This window comes from Sinorhizobium fredii USDA 257 (genome assembly GCF_000265205.3).
Lineage (GTDB): Bacteria > Pseudomonadota > Alphaproteobacteria > Rhizobiales > Rhizobiaceae > Sinorhizobium > Sinorhizobium fredii_B.
Window position 1 is genome coordinate 1,745,191 of the sequence record NC_018000.1, and the last position, 21,626, is coordinate 1,766,816.

At 60.5% G+C, this 21,626-nt stretch carries 20 protein-coding genes and 3 pseudogenes; 7 read left to right on the forward strand and 16 right to left on the reverse strand.

The annotated features are described in order from the left end of the window. The 4 genes from urtA to USDA257_RS08040 all read right to left on the reverse strand — a co-directional run bounded on the left by urtA (position 1) and on the right by USDA257_RS08040 (position 3,020). Entirely contained in the window at positions 1–1,293 is a 1,293-nt protein-coding gene (urtA, locus tag USDA257_RS08025) for an urea ABC transporter substrate-binding protein (RefSeq protein ID WP_014762412.1), read from the reverse strand. A gap of 154 nt (positions 1,294–1,447) precedes the next feature. Continuing rightward, entirely contained in the window at positions 1,448–2,137 is a 690-nt protein-coding gene (locus tag USDA257_RS08030; protein WP_014762413.1) for an aquaporin, read from the reverse strand. Continuing rightward, positions 2,137–2,667: an arsenate reductase ArsC gene (locus tag USDA257_RS08035; RefSeq protein WP_041413998.1), complete on the reverse strand. Its 531-nt coding sequence runs from the start codon at positions 2,665–2,667 to the stop codon at positions 2,137–2,139. Before USDA257_RS08035 ends, USDA257_RS08030 begins: the two co-directional genes overlap by 1 nt. Further along, positions 2,664–3,020, reverse strand: coding sequence for an ArsR/SmtB family transcription factor (locus USDA257_RS08040; RefSeq protein WP_014762415.1), 357 nt, complete (start codon positions 3,018–3,020; stop codon positions 2,664–2,666). The genes USDA257_RS08035 and USDA257_RS08040 overlap by 4 nt, the downstream gene beginning before the upstream one ends. A 42-nt stretch (positions 3,021–3,062) precedes the next feature. Between USDA257_RS08040 and USDA257_RS08045 the strand changes: the two genes are divergently transcribed. Continuing rightward, positions 3,063–3,587: a DUF6428 family protein gene (locus USDA257_RS08045; RefSeq protein WP_014762416.1), complete on the forward strand. Its 525-nt coding sequence runs from the start codon at positions 3,063–3,065 to the stop codon at positions 3,585–3,587. A 140-nt stretch (positions 3,588–3,727) separates the two neighbouring features. Here USDA257_RS08045 and USDA257_RS33645 read toward each other — a convergent pair. After that, positions 3,728–3,850, reverse strand: a pseudogene (locus USDA257_RS33645) (GFA family protein); the annotation flags it as partial. A gap of 600 nt (positions 3,851–4,450) precedes the next feature. Between USDA257_RS33645 and USDA257_RS08050 the strand changes: the two are divergent. Beyond that, on the forward strand, positions 4,451–4,660 hold the full coding sequence (locus USDA257_RS08050; protein ID WP_041413999.1) for a hypothetical protein: 210 nt from the start codon (positions 4,451–4,453) through the stop codon (positions 4,658–4,660). Here USDA257_RS08050 and USDA257_RS37635 read toward each other — a convergent pair. From USDA257_RS37635 to USDA257_RS08075, 6 genes and pseudogenes are all read right to left on the reverse strand, one after another. Beyond that, a pseudogene (locus USDA257_RS37635) lies at positions 4,606–4,881 on the reverse strand (hypothetical protein); the annotation flags it as partial. The gene USDA257_RS08050 and the pseudogene USDA257_RS37635 sit on opposite strands and share 55 nt — an antisense overlap. An 8-nt stretch (positions 4,882–4,889) precedes the next feature. Beyond that, a complete protein-coding gene (locus tag USDA257_RS08055) occupies positions 4,890–5,765 on the reverse strand; it encodes a LysR family transcriptional regulator (protein ID WP_014762420.1) in 876 nt (291 codons plus the stop codon). A 360-nt stretch (positions 5,766–6,125) separates the two neighbouring features. Beyond that, positions 6,126–6,251 (reverse strand): annotated as a pseudogene (locus USDA257_RS38950) (RHE_PE00001 family protein); the annotation flags it as partial. A gap of 386 nt (positions 6,252–6,637) precedes the next feature. Next, entirely contained in the window at positions 6,638–7,981 is a 1,344-nt protein-coding gene (locus USDA257_RS08065) for a DegQ family serine endoprotease (protein ID WP_014762422.1), read from the reverse strand. Between the two features lie 200 nt (positions 7,982–8,181). Further along, positions 8,182–9,810, reverse strand: a complete 1,629-nt coding sequence (groL, locus tag USDA257_RS08070; RefSeq protein WP_014762423.1) for a chaperonin GroEL — start codon at positions 9,808–9,810, stop codon at positions 8,182–8,184. 55 nt (positions 9,811–9,865) lie between these two features. Beyond that, positions 9,866–10,180 carry a co-chaperone GroES gene (locus tag USDA257_RS08075; protein WP_014762424.1) on the reverse strand — a complete coding sequence of 105 codons (315 nt, stop codon included), beginning with the start codon at positions 10,178–10,180 and terminating at the stop codon, positions 9,866–9,868. Positions 10,181–10,559: 379 nt separating this feature from the next. Here USDA257_RS08075 and USDA257_RS35910 point away from each other — a divergent pair, with 379 nt between their 5' ends. After that, positions 10,560–10,718, forward strand: coding sequence for a hypothetical protein (locus USDA257_RS35910; RefSeq protein ID WP_014762425.1), 159 nt, complete (start codon positions 10,560–10,562; stop codon positions 10,716–10,718). A 272-nt stretch (positions 10,719–10,990) separates the two neighbouring features. Further along, positions 10,991–11,800 (forward strand): non-homologous end joining protein Ku, encoded by an 810-nt coding sequence (ku, locus tag USDA257_RS08085; RefSeq protein ID WP_014762426.1) that lies wholly within the window; start codon positions 10,991–10,993, stop codon positions 11,798–11,800. Positions 11,801–11,812: 12 nt separating this feature from the next. On the opposite strand, the gene USDA257_RS08090 is transcribed toward ku (USDA257_RS08085), so the two are convergent. The 4 genes from USDA257_RS08090 to USDA257_RS08105 form a co-directional block, all read right to left on the reverse strand. Beyond that, the gene (locus USDA257_RS08090; protein WP_014762427.1) at positions 11,813–12,019 is read right to left on the reverse strand and encodes a KTSC domain-containing protein; all 207 of its coding nucleotides are present in this window, start codon (positions 12,017–12,019) and stop codon (positions 11,813–11,815) included. A 48-nt stretch (positions 12,020–12,067) separates the two neighbouring features. Next, a complete protein-coding gene (gene ligD, locus USDA257_RS08095) occupies positions 12,068–14,620 on the reverse strand; it encodes a DNA ligase D (RefSeq protein ID WP_014762428.1) in 2,553 nt (850 codons plus the stop codon). Between the two features lie 3 nt (positions 14,621–14,623). Continuing rightward, positions 14,624–15,490: a non-homologous end joining protein Ku gene (gene ku, locus USDA257_RS08100; protein WP_014762429.1), complete on the reverse strand. Its 867-nt coding sequence runs from the start codon at positions 15,488–15,490 to the stop codon at positions 14,624–14,626. A 487-nt stretch (positions 15,491–15,977) separates the two neighbouring features. Next, on the reverse strand, positions 15,978–16,193 hold the full coding sequence (locus tag USDA257_RS08105) for a CsbD family protein (protein ID WP_014762430.1): 216 nt from the start codon (positions 16,191–16,193) through the stop codon (positions 15,978–15,980). A gap of 242 nt (positions 16,194–16,435) precedes the next feature. Between USDA257_RS08105 and USDA257_RS08110 the strand changes: the two genes are divergently transcribed. Continuing rightward, on the forward strand, positions 16,436–17,107 hold the full coding sequence (locus USDA257_RS08110) for a protein-L-isoaspartate(D-aspartate) O-methyltransferase (protein WP_014762431.1): 672 nt from the start codon (positions 16,436–16,438) through the stop codon (positions 17,105–17,107). Between the two features lie 200 nt (positions 17,108–17,307). Here the strand turns inward: USDA257_RS08110 and USDA257_RS08115 are convergent, their stop codons facing one another. After that, entirely contained in the window at positions 17,308–18,402 is a 1,095-nt protein-coding gene (locus USDA257_RS08115; protein ID WP_014762433.1) for an extracellular catalytic domain type 1 short-chain-length polyhydroxyalkanoate depolymerase, read from the reverse strand. A 289-nt stretch (positions 18,403–18,691) separates the two neighbouring features. Between USDA257_RS08115 and USDA257_RS08120 the strand changes: the two genes are divergently transcribed. Further along, on the forward strand, positions 18,692–19,507 hold the full coding sequence (locus USDA257_RS08120) for a class I SAM-dependent methyltransferase (protein ID WP_014762434.1): 816 nt from the start codon (positions 18,692–18,694) through the stop codon (positions 19,505–19,507). Positions 19,508–19,789: 282 nt separating this feature from the next. Continuing rightward, positions 19,790–21,622, forward strand: coding sequence for a PHA/PHB synthase family protein (locus USDA257_RS08125; protein ID WP_014762435.1), 1,833 nt, complete (start codon positions 19,790–19,792; stop codon positions 21,620–21,622). The last annotated feature ends 4 nt before the right edge of the window (positions 21,623–21,626 follow it).

Sequence of the window (21,626 nt, forward strand, 5' to 3'; positions counted from 1 at the left end):
TCACGAGCCCTTGCCGCCGCACTTGCCCGTTGCGACATTGAAGTTGCCGCAGGACATCGGAGCGCGCCAATCCGAAATCAGGTCCTTGGAGTCCGGCAGGTAATCGGACCATTCGTCGCCGACGACCAGGCCGGGCGTTTCCCAGACGGTCTCGAACTGGCCATCCGACTGGATTTCGCCGATCAGCACCGGCTTGGTGATGTGGTGGTTCGGCATCATCGTCGAATAGCCGCCTGACAGGTTCGGCACCGAGACGCCGATCATCGCGTCGAGCACGGCGTCGGTGTCGGTGGTACCGGCCTTTTCGACCGCCTTCAGCCACATGTTGAAGCCGATATAGTGGGCTTCCATCGGGTCGTTGGTGACCCGCTTGTCGTTCTTCGTGTAGGCCTTCCAGGTCTTGATGAATTCGGCATTGGCCGGATTGTCGACCGACTGGAAGTAGTTCCAGGCGGCGAGATGGCCGACGAGCGGGCCGGTGTCGAGACCGGCAAGCTCTTCCTCGCCCACCGAGAAGGCGACGACGGGAATGTCCTCGGCCTTGATGCCCTGGTTGCCGAGTTCCTTGTAGAAGGGAACGTTGGCGTCGCCGTTGATCGTCGAGACGACAGCGGTCTTCTTGCCGGCCGAGCCGAACTTCTTGATGTCGGAGACGATCGTCTGCCAGTCGGAGTGACCGAAGGGCGTGTAGTTAATCATGATGTCCTCGGGCTTGACGCCCTTGGCGATCAGATAAGCTTCGAGGATCTTGTTGGTGGTGCGCGGATAGACGTAATCGGTGCCGGCGAGCACCCAGCGCTCGACTTCTTCGTTCTCCATCAGATAGTCGACGGCGGGGATCGCCTGCTGGTTCGGCGCGGCACCCGTATAGAAGACGTTGCGCTGGCTTTCCTCACCCTCGTACTGGACGGGATAGAAGAGGATCGAGTTCAGCTCCTCGAAAACCGGCAGCACGGATTTGCGCGACACCGACGTCCAGCAGCCGAAGACCGCCGAGACCTTGTCGACCGAGACCAACTCACGCGCCTTTTCGGCAAACAGCGGCCAGTCGGAGGCCGGGTCGACGACGACCGCTTCGAGCTTCTTGCCGAGCAGTCCGCCCTTCTTGTTCTGCTCGTCGATCAGCATCAGCATAGCGTCTTTCAGCGTCGTCTCGGAGATCGCCATGGTTCCGGAAAGCGAATGTAGAATGCCGATCTTGATCGTGTCCTCGGCGGCAAAGGCGCCGTTGAACGCGGTCGTCGAAAGGACGGCAGCGAGGAATGCGCCGGTGACGCGTGCCCTGTAATGCATCTGATTGAACCCCTCTAGCTCTGGTCGCCGCAACGGAGTGTTCGTTCTCCTTGGCCGTTGCTTGCGGGATCATCGGGCAGGCGCGCTGCACTGCACATACGTCATTCTACGTAGGTGCCGGGGGGAAGAAGGAAGCTGCTATCGGCAATCCGGCTCAGACCACCGGCTTGCCCTTTGGGGCATTGCTCGGCTGCAGCAGCCAGGTCATCAGGAAAAGCGCGCAAACGGCGCCGATCAGCTCGGCGGCGATGAAGCCGGGAAGATCGAGGGGGCGGATGCCGGAGAACGTGTCGGTCAGCGATCGGGCGAGCGCCACGGCCGGGTTGGCAAAGGAGGTCGACGCCGTGAACCAGTAGGCAGCGGTGATATAGAGACCGACCAGCCAGGGCACGGATTTCTGCTCGAAGCGGATGCCGGCGAGAATGGTCGCGACGAGCCCGAAGGTCGCCACCCATTCGGCGAGCCACTGTCCTCCCCCGGTGCGCACCTTCGTCGACCATTCCAGGACCGTGTGATCGAACATCAGATGCGCTGTGATCGTGCCGATGATGCCGCCGGCGATTTGCGCCGCCACGTAGCCGACGAGATCGCGCTGTCGCAGGGAACGCGACAGCGCGAAGATCAACGATACGGCCGGATTGAAATGGGCTCCGGATATCGGCCCGAGAATGGTGATCAGCACTACCAGCATCGCACCCGTTGCAAGCGTGTTTCCAAGCAGAGCGAGAGCTGTATCCTGCGTCAGCGACGCGGCCATGATGCCAGAGCCGACAACGGTGCCAACGAGCATCGCCGTGCCAAGGCCCTCCGCGACGAGGCGGCGGGAGAGATCGAAAGATGACATCAGGGCGCCTCGGACGGGCGGGGCGTGGAGCCTTCGAGCCGGCCGATCTCGTGGAGCTTCGTCTCGAGCGCGAGCTTATCAAGCGAGGCGATCGGCAGGGCCGCGAACACCGATATGCGGTTCTTCAGGTATTTCGCGGCAAGCGCGAAAGCGCTTCCCTTCTCGACATCGGATCCCTCGACGGCGGCGGGGTCCTCGATCCCCCAGTGCGCCGTTGCCGGATGTCCGATCCAGACCGGGCAGGCCTCGCCGGCGGCGTCGTCGCAGACAGTGAAGATGAAGTCCATTTGCGGTGCGCCCGGCTCGGCGAATACGTCCCAGCTCTTCGACGAGAATCCCGTGGTGCGATAGCCGAGCGCTTCAAGCGTCTTCAGGGCCCAGGGATTGACTTCCCCTTTGGGCTGGCTTCCGGCCGAAAAGGCCCGGAAACGCCCCTTCCCCTCCACCTCGAGAATGGCTTCCGCCATGATCGAGCGCGCGGAATTGCCGGTACAAAGAAAGAGGACATTGTAGATTCGCTCATCACTCATTGGCATTTCGCCTCCACGGTTGGCGCACAGCAGGCCGCGACGGCGGCTGCAGGTGCACAAATTTCAGGATGGCCGCCACAGCAGTCTTCCATCAGGAAACGGATCAGGCCGCCCAGTGCCTCGAAATTGGCGGAGTAGATGATCGATCTCGACTCACGCTGCTGGCTGATCAAGCCCGACCGTTCCAGTTCCTTCAAATGAAACGAAACGTTGGACGGAGAAACATGCGCAGTCTCGGCGATCGCACCGGCCGGCATGCCGCCCGGGCCCGCGATGACGAGCATGCGGACAATCTGCAGGCGGGTCTCCTGCGAGAGCGCGCCGAAGGAAACGAGCGCTTGACGTTCATCCATACTTCAACAATCCTTGAATTATTGAAACGAGGAATAACGCAGATGAGCGCGCCCGACAATACCAAAATTCGCAACGACGACATCTCGCTCGGGCTTCTGCTTGAGACTCTGGCTGGGGCGAGCGAACTTCCCCTCGTCTTTCACTATGACGACCGGCCAGTCAAAGCCGGCTACCACGTGACGGAAGTCAAGGCGGCGCAGTTCGCGGCGCTCGATTGCGGTGCCAATCCGGAAGCCTGGACCGAGATCTTCGTGCAGCTCTGGGATGTGGACGGAGAGGATCGCGCACATATGCCGGCCGGCAAATTCGCCGCGATCATCCGGAAGGTTTCGGAGCACGTGCAGCTCGAAGAATCGGCGAAGCTCACATTTGAAGTCAGCGATGGCGTGCGCCCGATGCAGCTCTACTGCGCCTCTCTGCCAAAACTGCGCGACAACGCCGTGCATGTGGAGCTCGCGCCGAGGCCCGCGAGCTGCAAGCCGCGCGATCGTTGGCTTGCCGAGGAGAGAAGCAAAGCGATAGCCTGCTGCGGCCCTGCCTCATCGAAGAGTGCCTGCTGCCCGTGATTGATGGGCGTGCGTCTATTGCTGACAGATTTTACGTTGCCATTTTCGTGACACTCATCTCGCAGGCTCTCAAGAGCTCGATCCGTAATGCGGCAGCGACGAGCGAGATAAGGAGTGCGCCAACGAGCGATATCCGGTGCTCACAAATATCCGGTCAGGGATGGCGCCCGATCCCAGGCAGCGTGCCGGCCATCCTCGTAGACGATCGGCGCATTCGCCAGCTCCTCGTCGCTCGCGTCGTCGAGGCAGGCGATGTTCACCGCCCCAGCCCTCACCTGAAATAAACGGCGCTCTGCTTACCACTAGCCCCGATTTGACGATCGTGGCGACCCGTACAGGTTGGCGCAGGTTCGGCGCGAGGGCGAACGGTATCGCAGTATGATGCCGTAGGGCACCTTCTAGAGATCACGCTCGCCCATGACGGCCAAGGCGATCGTCATGCTTCAATTGCTCGACCACCTCTACTTCTCATGTTCTAGCGACGCCGTTGGATGTGAAATATAAATCCCGCCTTTAAAATTCGTTTAAAAGTAATACTTGAAAAATAGACTGGACCGGAAAGTCGTTCTCTGGTTCTATCTTGGCGTACTGTTTCCCAATAGCAAGGGCGTAGAAATGGCTTACGACTGGGATGGAAAGCGCACACGTCGGCTCCAAATGCTCAGGTTCATGGGTGCTCTGGCCATACCTGCTCTGCTATTCGGCTCCGCCATTGCGGCACAGCAGTGGATCGATACGGATGGTCCGGCCGTAAGGACGGTTCACTTTCGATAGATCTCCAGCGAAGCTGCACCCTTTCAAATCAGACTGAAAGCCAAGGGCACAAAGGGTCTCCGTCGCATCGGGTGGCGGAGGGAGGGGGAATGATGAATTCAGCTCAAACCTTGAGTTTCGATCCAATTGGGCCTGACGAGTTGGCTATGATCGGAAAGGCCTTCCAAGACGAGCTGCAAAGGCGAGCCTTGCCCCGCAAGTCTGAAGAAGCTGAAGCGCTCGCCGCAAAGCTGATCAACGCTTATCAATCCGGGATTCGCGACGACCTTGGCTTGAGTATTGTCGCCGGGCTGTCCTGAGGCGCAGCGCGCCGATGGAGCTTTTGAGCGAGTTGGATCCTCAGCATTTTGATTTCTTCGTCGAGTGTTGCCGCTTCATGGAAGAACAAGTCGCGTGAAGACAAGGTTTGCGAGCTTTGATTGTACTTTGGGGCGACAGCGCTCTGCGCAGCCACGCGGGCGTTGGCTCTCTTCCCACGTTCTCGACGCTTGATCCGCGGTTTGATAACTCCGGCCGCCGATAGCCAATTCACAGGGGATCGCGTCCATTCGATCCTGAGAAAAGCGAAGCGTTCGCTGCGAGCAGGGCCGAAAGGCGGTTCGCGACCGTGCGCACTGCCTCGCGTTCCCGTTCGTCATCATGCAGTACGATCCATATATGATGGCCGAGTTCTTCGATCACCTTCCCCGCCCGAACAAAGGCTGAATCGCCATCGCCGATGAAACACGGCATGACACCGATGCCTGCTCCCGCCTTCACCAAATCGAACATCATTCGCGCAGAGTTTACCCAGTTCGTAATGTATCGGCCCGGCTGTTCAAATGCCCACCGCATCCATGGCTGGTTGGCGACGTCCGTGCCGAGCGAAACCCAGTTGCAATGGTGCCGGTAGTCGAATCCTTGGGCGCAGTAAGGCGCGTATGCGACGGCGACGGAACGCCGGATCGCGACATTGCCCATCTGCGGCCGCTCCGCGGAAAGTCCGATGTCGGCGTCGCGGTGTGTGAGGTCGACGGCGGCCTCGGATGTCTTGAAGCAAACGCGAAAAGCATCCTGCGGCGTCCAAAGATGTCGCAAGCTTACCGCCGTGAAGCAAGACAGCGTGCTGTCCGAGAGAAGCCGGACGATTGGCATCGAATGCACCATCTCTCGCCAGTCGACGATGTCCCGCGCTGCCTCATGCATCGCCCTCACGCGGTTCACCAATATTTGCCCGTCCGGTGCGAGCTCGTAGCCTGTCCGCGCTCGCACGAATAACGCCCGGCCCGTGGCGCGTTCCAGCGCCAGCATCCGCCGCCCAATAGTCGGCGCACTGATGCCGGTCTTCTCGGCAGCACCCGCGAGCCCGCCTTGCTCGGCGACGTGCAAGAACAGACGAAGATCTTCCCAGTTTTCGACTTTCATCCGTGAAAGATGCCTTTCGTTTATAGGTCTACAGGTGCATGCCTTCGCGAACCACCTTTTCGGGCAACGTTACAAGCCCGGAGAAACGAGATGCTCATTCAATGGACGATTCTATATAGGGAGCGGGTAAGCCAACAGCGCAAAAAGAAAGTAGACGCCTTTGCCGATCCGCTCGACGGTGCGGAATGGGAAGGTTTCGGCTGGTTCGTAAAGCGGATCGAGAAGTCTGCGGAGCGTCGTTCGGCGGCTGACTGCAAATGGAGAGGCGCGCCAGATGCGGCGAGCCGTACGGAACGCCCTTCTCGGCGGCCCTCTTTATCGCAATCTTTTCGATGCACTGAACGAGCGAGATAACGGTCCGACATGGAGCTCATGGGTGGGGATGCGGACATCATCGCCGCCGCCGTGCAGCACCAGTTCCTTGAGCTGAACGAGTTCGCCGTCGAACCACAGCGAGGCGCAGGTGTCAGCGAAATGCATCCGGCCAAGCTGTCGCTTGGCAGATGGGGCGCTCGAGGCTATCCCGCGACGTCCCGGCGGATGGTGACGGAGTATCTCGCCAAGAGCGTATTTTAACGATCGGGCAGTGCCAGCCGGATTGCCGGCTGCCGAAAAACGAGGAGAACTTTCCATGACTGCCGCTCGGATAAGGACGGCGATAGAGAACCGTGACGTGTGGAATTGTTCCGCCGTGATGAAGGACGCCGGGGAATAGCAACGTCCGCGCTTGGCGCAACCAAGCGCGCTATCAGCCAACGATTTCGGAAATATTCAGCTGGCGCAGCAGACCGTAGCACCGTCGTCGCTGCCGTTATTGATCCCGTCGTGCGTACTTTTGTCCCCAGGCGTGAGGATCTCGTCGGGGCAACCACCTACCGGATCACCAGGAAGAGTTTCGCCCCGCCGCGAAACAGATCGAGTGCGATCGTGCCGCCGGCATGCTTTAAGGCCGCCGCGAGTTCCGCCACGGTCGCGATAGGCCGGCGATTGACGGCAACGATCACGTCGCCCGTGCGCAGACCCGATCGGGCCGCAGCACTGCCATCTTTAATGCTGGAAACAACAACGTTGCCGGCCGCATCCTGGAACTCAGCGCCCTCGAGGCGAGCGGGCATGGCGTCGGATTTGGCAATTGCCTCCTCCGGCTCGATTCGCATAGTCACCGTTTTGCGATCTCGATCGCGCCGATATTCGATTTCGATTTCCGATCCGATCGGAGCCAGACCAACACGATTGCGGAGATCTGCCGAGCCTGTGATTTTGCGATTGTTGACGGCGGTGATGACATCGCCGGCTTGAAGGCCTCCCTGTGCCGCCGGCGAATTCTGCTCAACGCTGCCGACGACCGCGCCGGAGATCTCCTCGATGCTGAGCGCTTCGGCCAGGTCGGGCGTCAGGTCCTGAGCGGAGATGCCGATCCGGCCACGCCGCACCTCGCCGTGCTCGACCAGTTGCCCCATCACTGCGGAGGCCATTGCGATCGGAACCGCAAAGCCGATGCCGACATTGCCGCCGGTCGGCGCGATGATCGCGGTGTTGATGCCGACCAGCAGGCCGTCCGCGGTCACCAGAGCGCCTCCAGAGTTGCCGGGATTGATCGAGGCATCCGTCTGGATGAAGTCCTCATAGCCCTCGACATTGATGCCGCCACGGCCAAGGGCGCTGACTATGCCGGAGGTTACGGTCTGACCAAGCCCGAACGGATTGCCGATCGCGACAACCGAGTCGCCGACACGCAGCGCGCCGGAATCTCCGAACGAAAGCGCCGTCAGCTTGTCCGCGTCTATCTTCAGCAACGCTATGTCGGTTGCCTCGTCGCTGCCGACCAGTTCGGCCGTGAAGCGGCGGCGGTCCTTCAGGGTGACGGCAATCTCGCCGGCGTCCGCGACGACGTGGTGATTGGTGAGAATATAGCCTTTGTCGGCGTCAACGATAACGCCGGAACCGGCGCTAAGCCGCTGCTGCGGCTGCTCAGGCAGGTTGAAATAGCGGCGGAAAAACGGGTCGTTGTAGAGCGGGTTGGTTTCCGTGGGTGTGCGAGACCGCACTGCAATATTGACGACCGCCGGCGTGACCTCCTCCAAGACATCGGCGAGCGATCGTGGAGTGCTTGCCGAAATGGCGGCCTGCGGCTGCGCCGCCGGCAACGGCGCAGGAACGAGGATGAGGACGAGTGCGGCGAATACGCCAACGGATTTCGACGAACGCGTGGTCATTTTGGGCCCCGACTTCTTCAGATCCTCTTTCGGGCGGGTAGCGGCCCTCGGGTCCGGCCTCATCGGAGCCACGTGTTTGGCTCCTGCCACCTGCACAGTCCAACCTCCAAGACGCCGCACCCACTCCGGCGCAGCGCCTGCTTTGTTTCACCATCTACCGAGCGTCCGCGCCCCGTCAGGGCGCGGACTTTCCGGCGCCGTCAGAAGTCCATCCCGCCACCCGGCATTGGCGGAAGCGGTGCTTCCTTCTTCGGCTTCTCGGCGACCATCGCCTCGGTGGTAATCAGCAGGCCGGCGACCGAGGCCGAGTCCTGCAACGCGGTACGAACAACCTTAACCGGATCGATTACCCCTTGATCGTAAAGATCGCCGAACTCGTTGGTCTGAGCGTTCCAACCAAAACCAAATTCGGTCTTCTCGCGCAGCTTGCCGACGATGATCGAGCCCTCGGCGCCGGCATTCTCGGCGATCTGGCGCACCGGCGCCTCGACTGCACGGCGGACGATCTCAATGCCGTGTTTCTGGTCGGCATTCTCGGTCTCAACGCTGTCCAGTGCCTTGACGGCTCTCAGCAAAGCGACACCGCCGCCGGGCAGCACGCCCTCCTCGACCGCCGCCCGCGTGGCATGCATGGCGTCGTCGACGCGGTCCTTGCGTTCCTTCACCTCGACCTCGGTCGAGCCGCCGACGCGGATGACGGCAACGCCGCCAGCAAGCTTGGCCAGCCGTTCCTGCAGCTTCTCGCGATCATAGTCTGACGTGGTTTCCTCGATCTGCGCCTTGATCTGAGCGACGCGGCCCTGAATCTCGCTCTTTGAGCCCGCACCGTCGACGACGGTGGTGTTTTCCTTCTCGACGACGACCTTCTTGGCGCGGCCCAGCATATTGAGCGTCACGTTCTCGAGCTTGATGCCGAGATCTTCAGAGATTGCGGTTCCGCCGGTGAGGATTGCTATATCCTCCAGCATCGCCTTACGGCGGTCACCGAAACCCGGAGCCTTGACAGCTGCAACCTTCAGGCCGCCGCGCAATTTGTTGACGACGAGCGTCGCCAGCGCCTCGCCTTCGACATCCTCGGCGATGATCAGAAGCGGCTTGCCCGATTGGACCACGGCTTCGAGAACCGGAAGCAGCGCCTGCAGGTTGGAGAGCTTCTTTTCATGGATCAGGATATAGGGTTCCTCGAGTTCAACCCGCATCTTGTCCTGGTTGGTGACGAAGTACGGCGAGAGATAGCCGCGGTCGAACTGCATGCCCTCGACGACTTCCAGCTCTGTCACCGCGGTCTTGGCTTCCTCCACGGTGATGACGCCTTCATTGCCGACCTTCTCGACCGCCTCGGCGAGGAAACGACCAATCTCGGTGTCGCCATTCGCCGAGATCGTTCCTACCTGGGCAATCTCGTCGTTTTTGGTGACTTTACGCGCGTTTGTCTTCAATTCCTCGACGATGGCCTCGACGGCCTTGTCGATGCCGCGCTTCAGGTCCATCGGATTCATGCCCGACGCCACGGCCTTCGCACCTTCCTTGACGATCGCCTGGGCGAGAACTGTCGCGGTGGTGGTGCCGTCCCCAGCGATGTCACTGGTCTTCGAGGCAACCTCCCGCACCATCTGGGCGCCCATGTTCTCGAACTTGTCCTCCAGCTCGACTTCCTTGGCGACGGTTACGCCGTCCTTGGTGATGCGAGGTGCGCCGAACGACTTGTCGATAACGACATTTCGCCCCTTGGGGCCGAGCGTCACCTTGACGGCATTGGCGAGGATATCGACGCCGCGCAGCATCTTCTCTCGAGCTTCGGAATGGAATTTCAGTTCCTTGGCAGCCATTTTCCTACTCCTTCCTGAGGCAGAATTGCTTGTCTGGCATGGGTTCTGATCGGCACTAGGCTGCGTTTCTCGCTGCGGTCTCGACCTCGATCACGCCCATCACGTCCGTTTCCTTCATGATCAGCAGATCCTCGCCATTGAGCTTGATCTCGGTACCCGACCATTTTCCGAACAGGATGCGATCACCCACTTTCACATCGAGCGGCCGCAGCTGCCCGCTGTCGTCGCGCGACCCCGGGCCGGCGGCGACGACCTCACCTTCTTGCGGCTTTTCCTTCGCCGTGTCTGGGATGATGATGCCGCCGGCCGTTTTTTCCTCGGCCTCGATGCGGCGAACCAGGATTCGATCATGCAGGGGACGGAACGTCATGTCTCTCTCCTCATGGACAAACAGATTTTCAAGAGATCCTCCGCGCCGCATTCGGAGTGAAGCCGACGCGGGGCGCCAAGCCTTTCGGCCTCGCGCGCAAATCGATCTGGTTTCTGATTTTTCGAGATTCAAGAGGCCGCTGAAAATTTTTAGCACTCGAGGCCACCGAGTGCTACCGGCATGAGTTGTTGGGGCTATTTCCATCCAGGGCCGTTAAAAAAGGCGGCCTTCTCCCTTATGGGAGAAGGGAAGGCGGCGCCCGGGGAGGGACCATAGTTTGGATACCGATGTCATCATTGTGGGCGCCGGGCCGGCCGGCCTCGCCGTCGGTGCCTGCTGAGACGGGCGGGGCTCAATTTCATCATCCTTGAAAAGGCGCATGAGATCGCGCCAGCCTGGCGGCGCCACTCGCCAGCCCCCCGATCTCGGCCTCTATCTGGTCGGTTTCCACAATCCGGTCACCGGCCTGCTCAGGGAGATCGGCGGGGAGGCGGTTGCGGTGACCGCTGATATCGAGCGGCGGAGCAGCACAAGATGAATGCGGCGGCATTTTCGTCGAAAGATGGTTGGTTCCTAGAATCGCGCAGAGGCGCTCCTGCGAAATGCGTCGGCTCGAATCACAGACTTGCCTCACTCGCATGCCGGAGAATGGCCGGCGCGCTCGGCCCTGCCGGGGTCGTCCTGACCGCCGCAATCCAAGACGTCGTTTACAAGTAAGTGAGCGTATATGGGCCCGAAAGGCAGAGGAACAAACGCGAGTTCGACGCCGTTTCGGATACTTGAACGGTAGAAGCTTCGAGGCCAACTGAAATGGCACCCCGCTCGTTCTGGAAAGGTTATCTGAAACTATCGCTCGTCACCTGTCCGGTGGCGATGACGCCTGCCACCACGGAAAACGAAAAGGTCCGCTTCCACACGCTCAACCGGAAAACCGGCAATCGCGTCGTCAGCCAATATGTCGATGCGGTGAGCGGAAAATCTGTCGACGAAGATGACGAAGTCAAAGGCTATCAACGGGGCGAGGATGACTTCGTGCTGCTTGAGGACGAAGAGCTCGAAGCCGTTGGACTGGAAAGCACCCGCACCATCGACATCGACATGTTCGTGGAGGCCGATAGCATTCGCTGGATCTGGTACGACAAGCCCCACTACCTCGTTCCAGACGACCCCGTCGGTGAAGAAGCTTTCTCGGTGATCCGCGACGCGATGGCCTCCACTGGCACGGTCGGGATCTCGCGGCTCGTCATGTATCGTCGCGAGCGCGCCGTGATGCTCGAGCCACGAGGCAAAGGGATCGTCCTATGGACACTTCGCTATGGTGACGAGGTCAGGAAGCCCGAAGAGTTCTTCCGCAATATTGATGACGGCGATACCGATCCCGAACTGATGCGGCTTGTCACGACCCTGATCGAAGAGCGCAGCAAGCCGTGGGATCCGGATATGGTAGGCGACCCCGTCCAGGCGCGCCTCTTGGACATTATTTCCGCTAAGAAGAAAGGCAGGAAACGGCCTGCCAAGGCTAAGGCTGAGGAAGCGGAGCGCCCGAGCAACGTCGTCAACATCATGGATGCGCTGCGCAAAAGCATCAGCTCAGAAAAGAAGAAAAAACCGAAGGCTTAGCCACCCACTCGATCAATCCGGCTCGGCGACGCGATACTTGAATCGATCGCGAATATAGGAGTTGAAGAAGCGGCCCTTCGAGAAAGCCCTTCTAAAGGCAGCGTATGTCTCGGGAGGCACGTTTTCGTAGTCATAACGCTTTTCGTTCGTCAGGAGCCAAACCGACAGCGTCCGCGTCTCAGCGTCGTAATCTGCTCTTTTTATCAGATGCGACGGCATTGCTCACCGCTTCAAATCAAAAGACCTGTCTTGCCCGGTTGGAGGCGATCAGGCGGCCTTTCGGCGCCCGGCCTTCGGCTCCTTGAGCGGAATGGCGGCTGCGCGAAAATCTGCCCATGGATCGGCGCTCAAGGATTGAAGGCGCGTCGGCGTGTTCTCCACCGTGAAGTACGCCGGACCGATGCCAGGGGCCAATTCGTCCCAGGAGAGCGGCATCGACACGGCCGCACCCGGTCGCGCCCGCGTCGAATATGCTGCGACCGCTGTCGCTCCACGCTGATTGCGAAGATAGTCGACGAGGATTTTTCCGCGGCGCTTCGATTTGGTGATCGTCGAGACGAAGCGGTCGGAACTGTCGGACGCCATCGCGTCCGCAATCGACTTCGTGAAGGCCTTTACGGCCGGCCATTCAGCCTTTGGGATCAATGGTGCCACCACGTGAAGTCCCTTGCCGCCGGACGTCTTGACGAAGGGTACAAGGCCGGCCGCTTTCAGACGGTCTGCCGTCTCGAAGGCGGCGTCGATCACCGCTTCGAAAGGCACGTCCTCGCCCGGGTCAAGGTCCATGATGATCGTGTCGGGCTTTTCCCAATCCGCCACGGTCGATCCCCACGGATGGATTTCGAGAACGGCAGACTGAACGAGCGCGATCAGGCCATCGAGGTCTCTGATGCTCAACAGCTGTTCGTCGGGTGGTTCTTTCGGGTCGTTCACCAGAACGATGTTGGGATTCAGGCCTTTCCAGGCGTGCTTCTGGAAGAACTGCTCTCCGGTAATTCCGTTGGGGCATCTGACCAATGCCAGCGGGCGACCGACGATATGCGGTCCGATAAAGCGCCAGACCTCGGCGTAATAATCGGCAAGCCCCTCTTTCGTCACCCCCTCATCCGGCCAATAGAGCCGGTCAGGGTGGGTGAGCTTCACGGTCCGACGCGGAGGCTTGGGCTGCGTGCCAGTGGACTTGGGCGTTTCGCGGACGATTTCGCCGGCGAGCCTGTCCTCACGCAAGCCCCTGAAAGAGGCGTGGCGAAGATGGCCGTCAGCAGTCCAGGCTCTGAACTCGACCTCTGCCACAAGCTCAGGCTTGACGTATCGGACCTGGCGCGCATCCTCCGCGCTTAGGCGTGCCGCAAACGGACTTTCCGACGTCCTCAAGCGGTCAAGTCTCTTGAGGAGATCCTCCGCAAGCGCCGCGGTGAACCCCGTTCCCACACGGCCTACATGATCGAGCTTGTCGCCGTCATAGACGCCGAGCACCAGTGAGCCGATCGCCTTTCGCGACGTGGTCGACGGCACGTAGCCGGCAACAACGAATTCCTGACGCGCCGAGCACTTGGATTTTACCCAGCTCTTGTTCCGACCGGTCCGATAGGGGGCATCGCGCAGCTTTGAGACGATACCTTCGAGGCTCAATCTGCAGGCGTGACTGAGGACCAGGCGGCCTTCCTCCTCAAAATGACTGCTGAAGCGGACGATCCCGTCGTCTTCGCCGATCAGTTGGTCGAGCAACTCCTTCCGTTTGATCAGTGGCAGGGCGCGCAGGTCGTAGCCATCGAGATAAAGAAGGTCGAACACATAGAAGCGGAAGCGATCGCTGCGACCCTCGCTCAAGTCAGCTTGCAATCCCGAGAAGTCCGACGCGCCGGATCCGGTTTCGACGACGATCTCACCATCGATCAGCGCCGTTCCGACGGGCAGCGCCTGCAACGCCGACACCAGAGCCTTGCCGAACCTCTTGGTCCAGTCGAGCCCGCTGCGCGTGAGAAGCCTGACACGGCCGGCTTCGATCCGCGCCTGCAACCTATAGCCGTCGAACTTGATTTCGTGAAGCCAGCGCTCGCCGGCCGGTGCGGAAGAAACAAGCGTCGCCAATGAAGGCTCGACGAAATCCGGCAAGGCGGCCGCTTTGGCGCCCTTGATCTTTGAAGGATCAGGGACATTCATGACGGCTTCGGGCTCCTGCTCTTGAGGAGCGGTCGTTTTCTTGCTGCGAGCCCTCTTGCGGATCCTGCCGGTCTTCGACGACCAGCCGGGCTCTTCACCCGCAACGTCCTTGATTTCGCGGCCGGTCAGTACCGACTCGGGCCGTTCCTCCAGAATATCGGGGTCTTCCTCCGATCGCGCCGCCTGGTCGTCACCCTTGATCAGCAGCCAGTTCTCCCGTTTTTCGCGCGGCTTGCCGGCCATGCGAACCAGATGCCAGCGCCCGCCGAGCTTTTCACCACTGAGTTCGAAGTCGAGGTGCCCCTTCGCGTAGCCCCGTCGGGCATCGCCGATCGGCGACCAGGTGCCGCGATCCCACAGGATGACGGTTCCGCCGCCATATTCTCCCTTTGGAATCGTCCCCTCGAAATCTCCGTACTCGAGAGGATGATCCTCGACGTGAACGGCCAGCCGTTTCTCGCCAGGAATGAGGCTCGGCCCCTTGGTGACGGCCCAGCTCTTCAGAACTCCGTCCATTTCCAGGCGGAAGTCGTAGTGGAGGCGTGTCGCGTCGTGCTTCTGGACAACGAAACTGTTGCCGGCCCGGCGCGCCTTGCGGCCCTTCGGCTCGGGCGTCGAGTCGAAATCGCGCTTCTCTCGGTAGAGATCGAGACCCATGGCTCAGCTCGCCTTGCGACGCGGGGACGCTTCCTTTGTCTTCGCCCCGCGGGTGGGTTTCTTTTTGGCCTGGGTCGTCGCCTTGGCCTTTTTGGCGTGAACGCCGGCGCTCTGGCGCAACGCCTCCATCAGGTCGACGACTTTTTCACGCTTCGGCTCCTTGCGCGGCTCGATCTTGTTGCCTTCGAGTTTGGCTTTGACCAGTTCGGCAAGTGCGGTCTCATAGCGATCGTCGAATTTTGCTGGATCGAACTTTCCTCGCTTCGTCTTGACGATGTGCTCAGCAAGCTCCAGCATCTCGCCCTCGATCTTCAGATCCGGCACCCCGTCGAATGCTTCTTCGGCCGAGCGAACCTCGTAGTCGAAATTCAAGGTCGTCGCGATCAGACCGTCCTCGTAGGCGCGGATCAGAAGTGTGCGGACGCGCCGAAACAACACTGTTCGCGCGATGGCAGCGACTTTCTTCTTTCGCATGCCCTCGCGGATCAGAGCGAATGCGTCTTCGGCGTGGCTCTTCGTCGGAGCAAGATAGTAGGGCTTGTCGAAATAGACGTCGTCGATATCGCCGCAGGCGATGAAGGCCGAGATCGACAGCGTCTTGTCGCTTTCGGGAACCGCCGCCGCAACCTCCTCGGGCTCCAGCACGACGTAATCCTCGGATCCGACCTCGTATCCCTTGACCTGATCCTCCTTTTCGACCGGCTTTCCCGTCTCGCTATCGACGAATTGCCGGTGAACACGATGCCCGGTGGCACGGTTGATGGTGTGAAAGGCAATCCGTTCCGAGGTCGACGCTGCCGTGTAAAGCGCTACAGGGCAGCTCACCTCAGCGACTTTCAGGTACCCCTTCCAATTTGCTCTCGGCGCCACAACGCGGCCTCATCTTGGAAAAGGCGCGGCAGACAGTCCGCGCAACAGACTCGACGTTTCGGAACGTGGAGGCGAGAGGTTTGTTCCGTTTGGAAGAACGGCAGAGCGCGGATGGCGAAGTGGCCGCATCGATGTGCGGCGAGACGCAGGTCCTCCGGCCGCCGCTAGAGTGGGTAGCGGTGTCGTTGACGATCAAGCGCTCGCCATGCTCGGCGCGAAACATCTCGCCCATTGCGGTCTTTTCGGCGGCTTGTCCACGTAGGGGGTAGCGCGAGCGCCTTCGGCACGTCCTTCTGATTATGGCCGTAGATCACATCATAGGACGCGCGGTCGCTCTCGCCGACTTCCTTCTGCGAATGAATTCAAGAGGATCGCCGCGCCGGAGCACGGTTCTATCCTCTATTTCGCCTTGTTAGTGGAGAGGAAGTTGTCTGCCCTACGGGCAATAAGGAACCCGCCGAAGCGGGTTTCTTGTCGATATTCCAGATTAGGATAACCAGTCCCATCTCTGGCGGCCGTACCAATCATCGAGGTCACGCCGAGCGCGATCCTTTTCGATCCCGTAGCGTTCTTGGATCTTGCCTTCGAGCTGGTCGCGGTTACCCGCGATCTGGTCAAGATCATCGTCAGTGAGCTTGCCCCACTGCTCTTTGATTTTGCCCTTTACCTGTTTCCAGTTTCCTTCGACGCGGTTCCAATCCATTGCGAATATCTCCTAGTCTTGAGATTTGCCATGAGGACAAAACTCGCAACATGGGCGTTGGTTTCAAGCCGTTTGCGACTACGCCAACACCGCTGCCGGGAACGACTTTTGGAGAGACGCCACTCGGTGGAAGCTCATAGCCGCCAGGTTGGGAACTGACGTTTGACCTTGCTATCGTATATCCGTGCCCCATGTTGAGAGGGTCTATTTGGCGGCCAACTGGCTGAGGAGAGCCCGCCCTCATGAAGCCAATGAACGAAGAGCACCTTGCGGTTCTGCGCAGGCACATGGTCGAGGTGATCGCAATCTATGCTGACCTTGCAAGCGAAGAACTCGGCAAGGCGGCGCTCGATGAACGGGTGATGGCAGCGATGCTGCGGGTGCCCCGACATCTCTTCGTGCCCGCTTCGGCAGCGCCCCTTGCCTATCAGGACATGCCACTGCCGATCGGCTTCGATAAAACCGTGTCGCAGCCATTCATGGTCGCCCTGATGACCGATCTCCTTGCTCCCCAACCGCATGAGGCAGTGCTCGAGATCGGCACCGGCCTGGGCTACCAAACCGCAATCCTGGCGCAACTCGCCGGGCAGATCTGGAGCGTCGAAATCATCGAGGAATTCGCAAGCCACGCCGAGGCTCTCCTACAGCGCCTCGGCGTGTCAAATGTCGGCATCCGTGTCGGAGACGGGTCTCGCGGCTGGCCCGAGCGCGCCCCATTCGACAAGATCCTCGTCACGGCGGCGGCCGAGGAGGCGCCGCCGGCTTTGCTTGGGCAGCTCAAACCAATGGGCCGTCTGGTTCTTCCTTTGGGCTCTGAAGAACAGTTTCTGACTGTCATCGACAAGAATTCGGCAGGACAACTCGAGGCGCGACAACTCATCCCGGTTCGGTTCAGCCGGCTCGAGGCGGTCTAATGCGAGGACATCTGGCGTGACGGAGCCGTTTCGATTGCCAGGCCACATGCAAGGCGGCGCCCGTTCTTGATGAGCTCATGCGTCCCGATCAAAAAATCTGTGACTGAGGACTTCATGATCTGCCTGGAGGACGGCAGGAAATTAAAGTCGATCGCGGCACCTGGTGGAAGCACGCTCTCTCGCGCAGCAACGCGCCGCTGTCAGCGCATCAGTCCGGCCGAACGGAGTGCCCTTTCGATCACCGACTGAATGTCTCCCTGCCAATCCGACTGTGATCGGTTGGCTGCATGAGCTGGTCGGGCGGGCTTGACGTAGGCAGCTCTTTCCCGCCGGCGCTGGAACGACGGCGTCAGGCCCCATAAGCGCGCTATGTGGAGGGTAGAGGAAATTCCTGCGTCGAGCATGTACGGCGCGGTGTGTCCGTAGCCGGATGCGACGTCGATTGGTGTCCCATGGCCCATGGCGTCTATGAGGTAAAGCTCAATCGCGTCCCTCCCGGATTGATCTCGCCAGGCCATCCTTTTGTGCCCGTCGACCGTTTCCACCGACGAGGGGCTGGTTGGGACGCGATGGACGCCGCTCCACTGAGCGATGATGGCATTGGCGTTCGCCTCCGCGACGGTCCTGTCATTGGTGCCATGCCACACCGATATCGTCGGCCAGGGACCGCGATGAGGCGAGGCCCCGGACAGCCGCTTTTGCAAGCGTTCCGGATTGGGGATGCCGTGTCCGCGCATGCGGTCGAAGGCTTCCGGGACTGATGTAGCAGCGGCATAGGGAAGGCCGGCGATGATTGCGCCCCCGGCGAAAATCTCGGGATAGGCGCAAAGCGCGGCGTTCGCCATCGCGCCTCCCGCCGACAGCCCGGTGATGTAAACCCGGCGACGGTCGATGCCATGGTCGGCGATCATGGTCTCCACCATCTGCCGTATCGAGTGGACCTCTCCCTCGCCTCGGCGAATATCGCTCAGGTTGAACCAGTTGAAGCACAGGTTGGGGTTGTTGGCGTGGACCTGCTCCGGATAAAGGACCGCGAAACCGAAATCCTCAGCGAGTTTGGACCACCCGGATGCGTGATCATAACCGGCCGCGTTCTGCGTACATCCATGCAGGACCACGACCAACGCCGGCGCTTCGGCCAGCCCCTCAGGAACATGGTACCATGCTTCCAAAGCTCCGGGATTTGAACCGAAGCGTTGCAGCCGAGACAGGTTCGAGGTTGCCGCAGTTGCGTGGCCGCTCTTAGCTGTACGAAATCTGGCAAGTCGCTCCAGTGTGTCGGAAAGGGATCGCATGTCGCCTCCTCGCTGTCGCCATCTGGAGATCACCGGTGCTACGCGGCAGATATCTTTTTGTTGCGCTGCACAATATTCCAGTTCGGCTGCCTTGTCCTTTAAAAATGACATGCATTGCACATTCCGCCGAAACTCAGCGGAATGGACGCTGATTTCGCTAAGACGGTTTGTGAATAGATTTTCACCTCAGCGCCTGGTGCTCAACAATCTATGCCGAGGATAAGAAGTTCGTTGCTGCTGGTACGGCAGACAGAGTACCCTCCTGATGCAGGGCACCTTGGAGGAAGCCATGCAACAGGAGCAAATCCGCCTCACCGGCGCAAGGGAAACCTTGCTGATCACACTCCAAGCCAAGGCAGCCGAAAGCGCCATGCCGGATTCGCTGCTGCGCGACCGCTTCGCCGCGGATGCGTTGCACCGTATCGATCAGGGCAGCCGGCATCTTAAAGTTGGTCACGACATGACCATCGGCATCGCGCTGCGCGCCTATATGCTCGATCGCTGGACGGAGGCATTCCTTCAGCGCTGCCCGGAGGCGACTGTTGTCCATCTCGGCTGTGGTCTCGACAGTCGCATCTTCCGCATAGATCCTGGGCCGGGAGTTCGCTGGTTCGAGCTGGATTTCCCCGATGTCATCTCCTTGCGCCGGCAGATCTACCCCGACCGTGCGGACTGCGCGATGATTGCCTGCTCGATCGTCGAGCACGGCTGGATTGCGAAACTTCCCGCCGACAAGCCGGCCATGATCGTCGCCGAGGGCGTTCTGCCTTATCTGGAGGAACACCAGGTTGCGCAGGTTCTGCGGCGGATCGCCGGCCACTTCCCCTCGGGGGAGATAGCCTTCGATGCCTATAGCAGCTTCGCAATCCGACTGCTGCGCTTCAATCCGGCGATCCGCGCCACCGGCGCCTGTCTCAATTGGGCGCTCGACGACCCGGCAGAGGTAGAGCGCCAGGTACCGGGACTAAAGCTCATCGAGGATCGTTCGGATTGGGACACCGGACAGGTGGCGCGGATGTCACCGCCCGCCCAGATCGGGCTGCAGCTCTTCAGCACCATCCTGACGCCCTATCGTATGGGGCGCCTGGTTCGATATCGCTTCTGAGATTCGCGCCATGGCCAGACAGGGCCACGCGCCTCCCGAACACTGACGAGTTGAGCTTCTTCTACGCAAATTGATGTGCCGTCCTACAGCGCAACTGCCCTGGAGGCCCATTTAAGAGAGTCCCGAAAGGCTGACTTGCACAGACCTGAGAAGCAGCGCACCATCATAAATAGTAATACTTCCATCGTCTGCTCCGATCGACGACACCTCGCTAATCCCCGTCGGCGATCGGGATTGATCGGCATCAACGACTGCGGCGGCAAGGCTGAATGGAGTTTCGCGATGAAGACGTGTGACGGACCAGTTTTGGCCGCAGACCGCGCGACGAAAGCAGGGTTGGCTAGCTCGATAGCGGCACAATCGGCGCTGCCATGCGAAGACGAGGGCTCGGGCAGCGAAGCATTCCGTGCAATTGATCGGATGCGTGAGGCTCTGAGTGCAATGGCGACAGGAGGTCTTTCACCAGCCGCGTTGACACTCGCCTTTTTTGACTGGTCGATCCACCTCGCATCGGCTCCGGGAAAGCGCATGGAACTTGCCGATAAGGCAGGGCAGAATTGGGGCCTTCTGCTGACTTACATGGCTGCAGCCGCCACGCGTCCGGACGCGCCGCCCTGCAGTCAGGCGCTGCCGGGAGACAACCGGTTTCGCGCGGAGGGCTGGCAAAAGCAACCCTACACAGTCTGGGCGCAGGCTTTCTTGCTGTGCCAGCAGTGGTGGCAAAATGCTACGCGCCACGTCCCCGGCATGACACCGCACCACGAGGACGTCGTCTCCTTTACCGCGCGCCAGTGGCTGGACGTGTTCTCGCCGTCCAACATTCCCTTCGCCAACCCGGAAGTGATCCACAGGGCAATGGAAACGGGCGGGGCGAATTTCACGCATGGATTCCGCAACTGGTTCGAAGACGTCGGCCGGCTGGCCATGAGGCAACCTCCGGTCGGGACGGAAGCGTTTCGCGTAGGATGCGATGTCGCGGCCACGCCTGGAAAGGTTGTCTATCGAAACCACCTGATTGAGCTGATCCAGTATGCGCCCGCGACGGAGGACGTCATCGCCGAGCCGATCCTGATCGTGCCGGCCTGGATCATGAAATACTACATCCTCGACCTTTCACCGCATAATTCCCTGATCCGCTATCTCGTGGCGCGGGGCCACACCGTGTTCTGCATTTCCTGGCGCAATCCGACCGCGAAGGACCGCGACCTCACACTCGACGATTACAGGCGATTGGGAATCCTGGCCGCGCTTGATGCCGTCAGCGCCATCGTTCCAGAGCGCAAGATTCACGCAACGGGCTACTGTCTGGGGGGTACGCTTCTAGCGATCGCGGCGGCCGCGATGGCGCGCACCGAGGACCAGCGTTTCGCATCGATCACGCTGTTTGCCGCCCAGACGGACTTCTGCGAACCCGGCGAACTGGCGCTGTTCATCGATCACAGCCAGCTGCATTTTCTCGACAGCATGATGTGGCATAGTGGCTGTCTTTCCGCCGATCAGATGGCGGGGGCATTTCAAATGCTGCGCACCAACGATCTCGTTTGGTCGCGCCTCGTCCACGACTACCTGATCGGTAAACGCATGCCAATGACCGATCTCATGGCGTGGAACGCGGACCCAACCCACATGCCCTACAGGATGCATGCGGAATATCTGCAGCGCCTCTATCTCGACAACGAACTTGCCGCCGGCCGTTTCATCGTTGACGGACGCCCGGCTCACCTCCAGAACATCTGCGTTCCCATGTTCGTCGTCGGGACGGAGCGAGACCATGTCGCACCGTGGCAGTCCGTCTACAAGATACATTATCTCACCGACACCGACGTCACTTTTGTGCTGACAAGCGGGGGTCACAATGCCGGCATCGTCTCCGAGCCAGACCATCCCGGCAGAGGTTTTCGCATCGCATTGACACGTGAGAGCGATTCCAGCGTCAGCGCGGACGAATGGGCCGCGGCAGCCATATCGAAGGACGGCTCATGGTGGCCGGACTGGGTCGCGTGGCTCGCCGGCCATTCAGCGCCGGAACGGGTGGCACCGCCGGACATCGGCGCTCCCAGGAAAGGCTATCCCCCGATGGATGATGCCCCCGGCACTTATGTGCTTCAGCGGTAAAGCC

Excerpts from the sequence above, each read along its gene's own strand:
- urtA (WP_014762412.1), bottom strand. The coding sequence starts at position 1,293 with ATGCATTACAGGGCACGCGTCACCGGCGCATTCCTCGCTGCCGTCCTT.
- USDA257_RS08030 (WP_014762413.1), bottom strand. The coding sequence starts at position 2,137 with ATGTCATCTTTCGATCTCTCCCGCCGCCTCGTCGCGGAGGGCCTTGGC.
- USDA257_RS08035 (WP_041413998.1), bottom strand. The coding sequence starts at position 2,667 with ATGAGTGATGAGCGAATCTACAATGTCCTCTTTCTTTGTACCGGCAAT.
- USDA257_RS08040 (WP_014762415.1), bottom strand. The coding sequence starts at position 3,020 with ATGGATGAACGTCAAGCGCTCGTTTCCTTCGGCGCGCTCTCGCAGGAG.
- USDA257_RS08045 (WP_014762416.1), top strand. The coding sequence starts at position 3,063 with ATGAGCGCGCCCGACAATACCAAAATTCGCAACGACGACATCTCGCTC.
- USDA257_RS08050 (WP_041413999.1), top strand. The coding sequence starts at position 4,451 with ATGATGAATTCAGCTCAAACCTTGAGTTTCGATCCAATTGGGCCTGAC.
- USDA257_RS08055 (WP_014762420.1), bottom strand. The coding sequence starts at position 5,765 with ATGAAAGTCGAAAACTGGGAAGATCTTCGTCTGTTCTTGCACGTCGCC.
- USDA257_RS08065 (WP_014762422.1), bottom strand. The coding sequence starts at position 7,981 with ATGACCACGCGTTCGTCGAAATCCGTTGGCGTATTCGCCGCACTCGTC.
- groL (WP_014762423.1), bottom strand. The coding sequence starts at position 9,810 with ATGGCTGCCAAGGAACTGAAATTCCATTCCGAAGCTCGAGAGAAGATG.
- USDA257_RS08075 (WP_014762424.1), bottom strand. The coding sequence starts at position 10,180 with ATGACGTTCCGTCCCCTGCATGATCGAATCCTGGTTCGCCGCATCGAG.
- USDA257_RS35910 (WP_014762425.1), top strand. The coding sequence starts at position 10,560 with ATGAGATCGCGCCAGCCTGGCGGCGCCACTCGCCAGCCCCCCGATCTC.
- ku (WP_014762426.1), top strand. The coding sequence starts at position 10,991 with ATGGCACCCCGCTCGTTCTGGAAAGGTTATCTGAAACTATCGCTCGTC.
- USDA257_RS08090 (WP_014762427.1), bottom strand. The coding sequence starts at position 12,019 with ATGCCGTCGCATCTGATAAAAAGAGCAGATTACGACGCTGAGACGCGG.
- ligD (WP_014762428.1), bottom strand. The coding sequence starts at position 14,620 with ATGGGTCTCGATCTCTACCGAGAGAAGCGCGATTTCGACTCGACGCCC.
- USDA257_RS08105 (WP_014762430.1), bottom strand. The coding sequence starts at position 16,193 with ATGGATTGGAACCGCGTCGAAGGAAACTGGAAACAGGTAAAGGGCAAA.
- USDA257_RS08110 (WP_014762431.1), top strand. The coding sequence starts at position 16,436 with ATGAAGCCAATGAACGAAGAGCACCTTGCGGTTCTGCGCAGGCACATG.
- USDA257_RS08115 (WP_014762433.1), bottom strand. The coding sequence starts at position 18,402 with ATGCGATCCCTTTCCGACACACTGGAGCGACTTGCCAGATTTCGTACA.
- USDA257_RS08120 (WP_014762434.1), top strand. The coding sequence starts at position 18,692 with ATGCAACAGGAGCAAATCCGCCTCACCGGCGCAAGGGAAACCTTGCTG.
- USDA257_RS08125 (WP_014762435.1), top strand. The coding sequence starts at position 19,790 with ATGAAGACGTGTGACGGACCAGTTTTGGCCGCAGACCGCGCGACGAAA.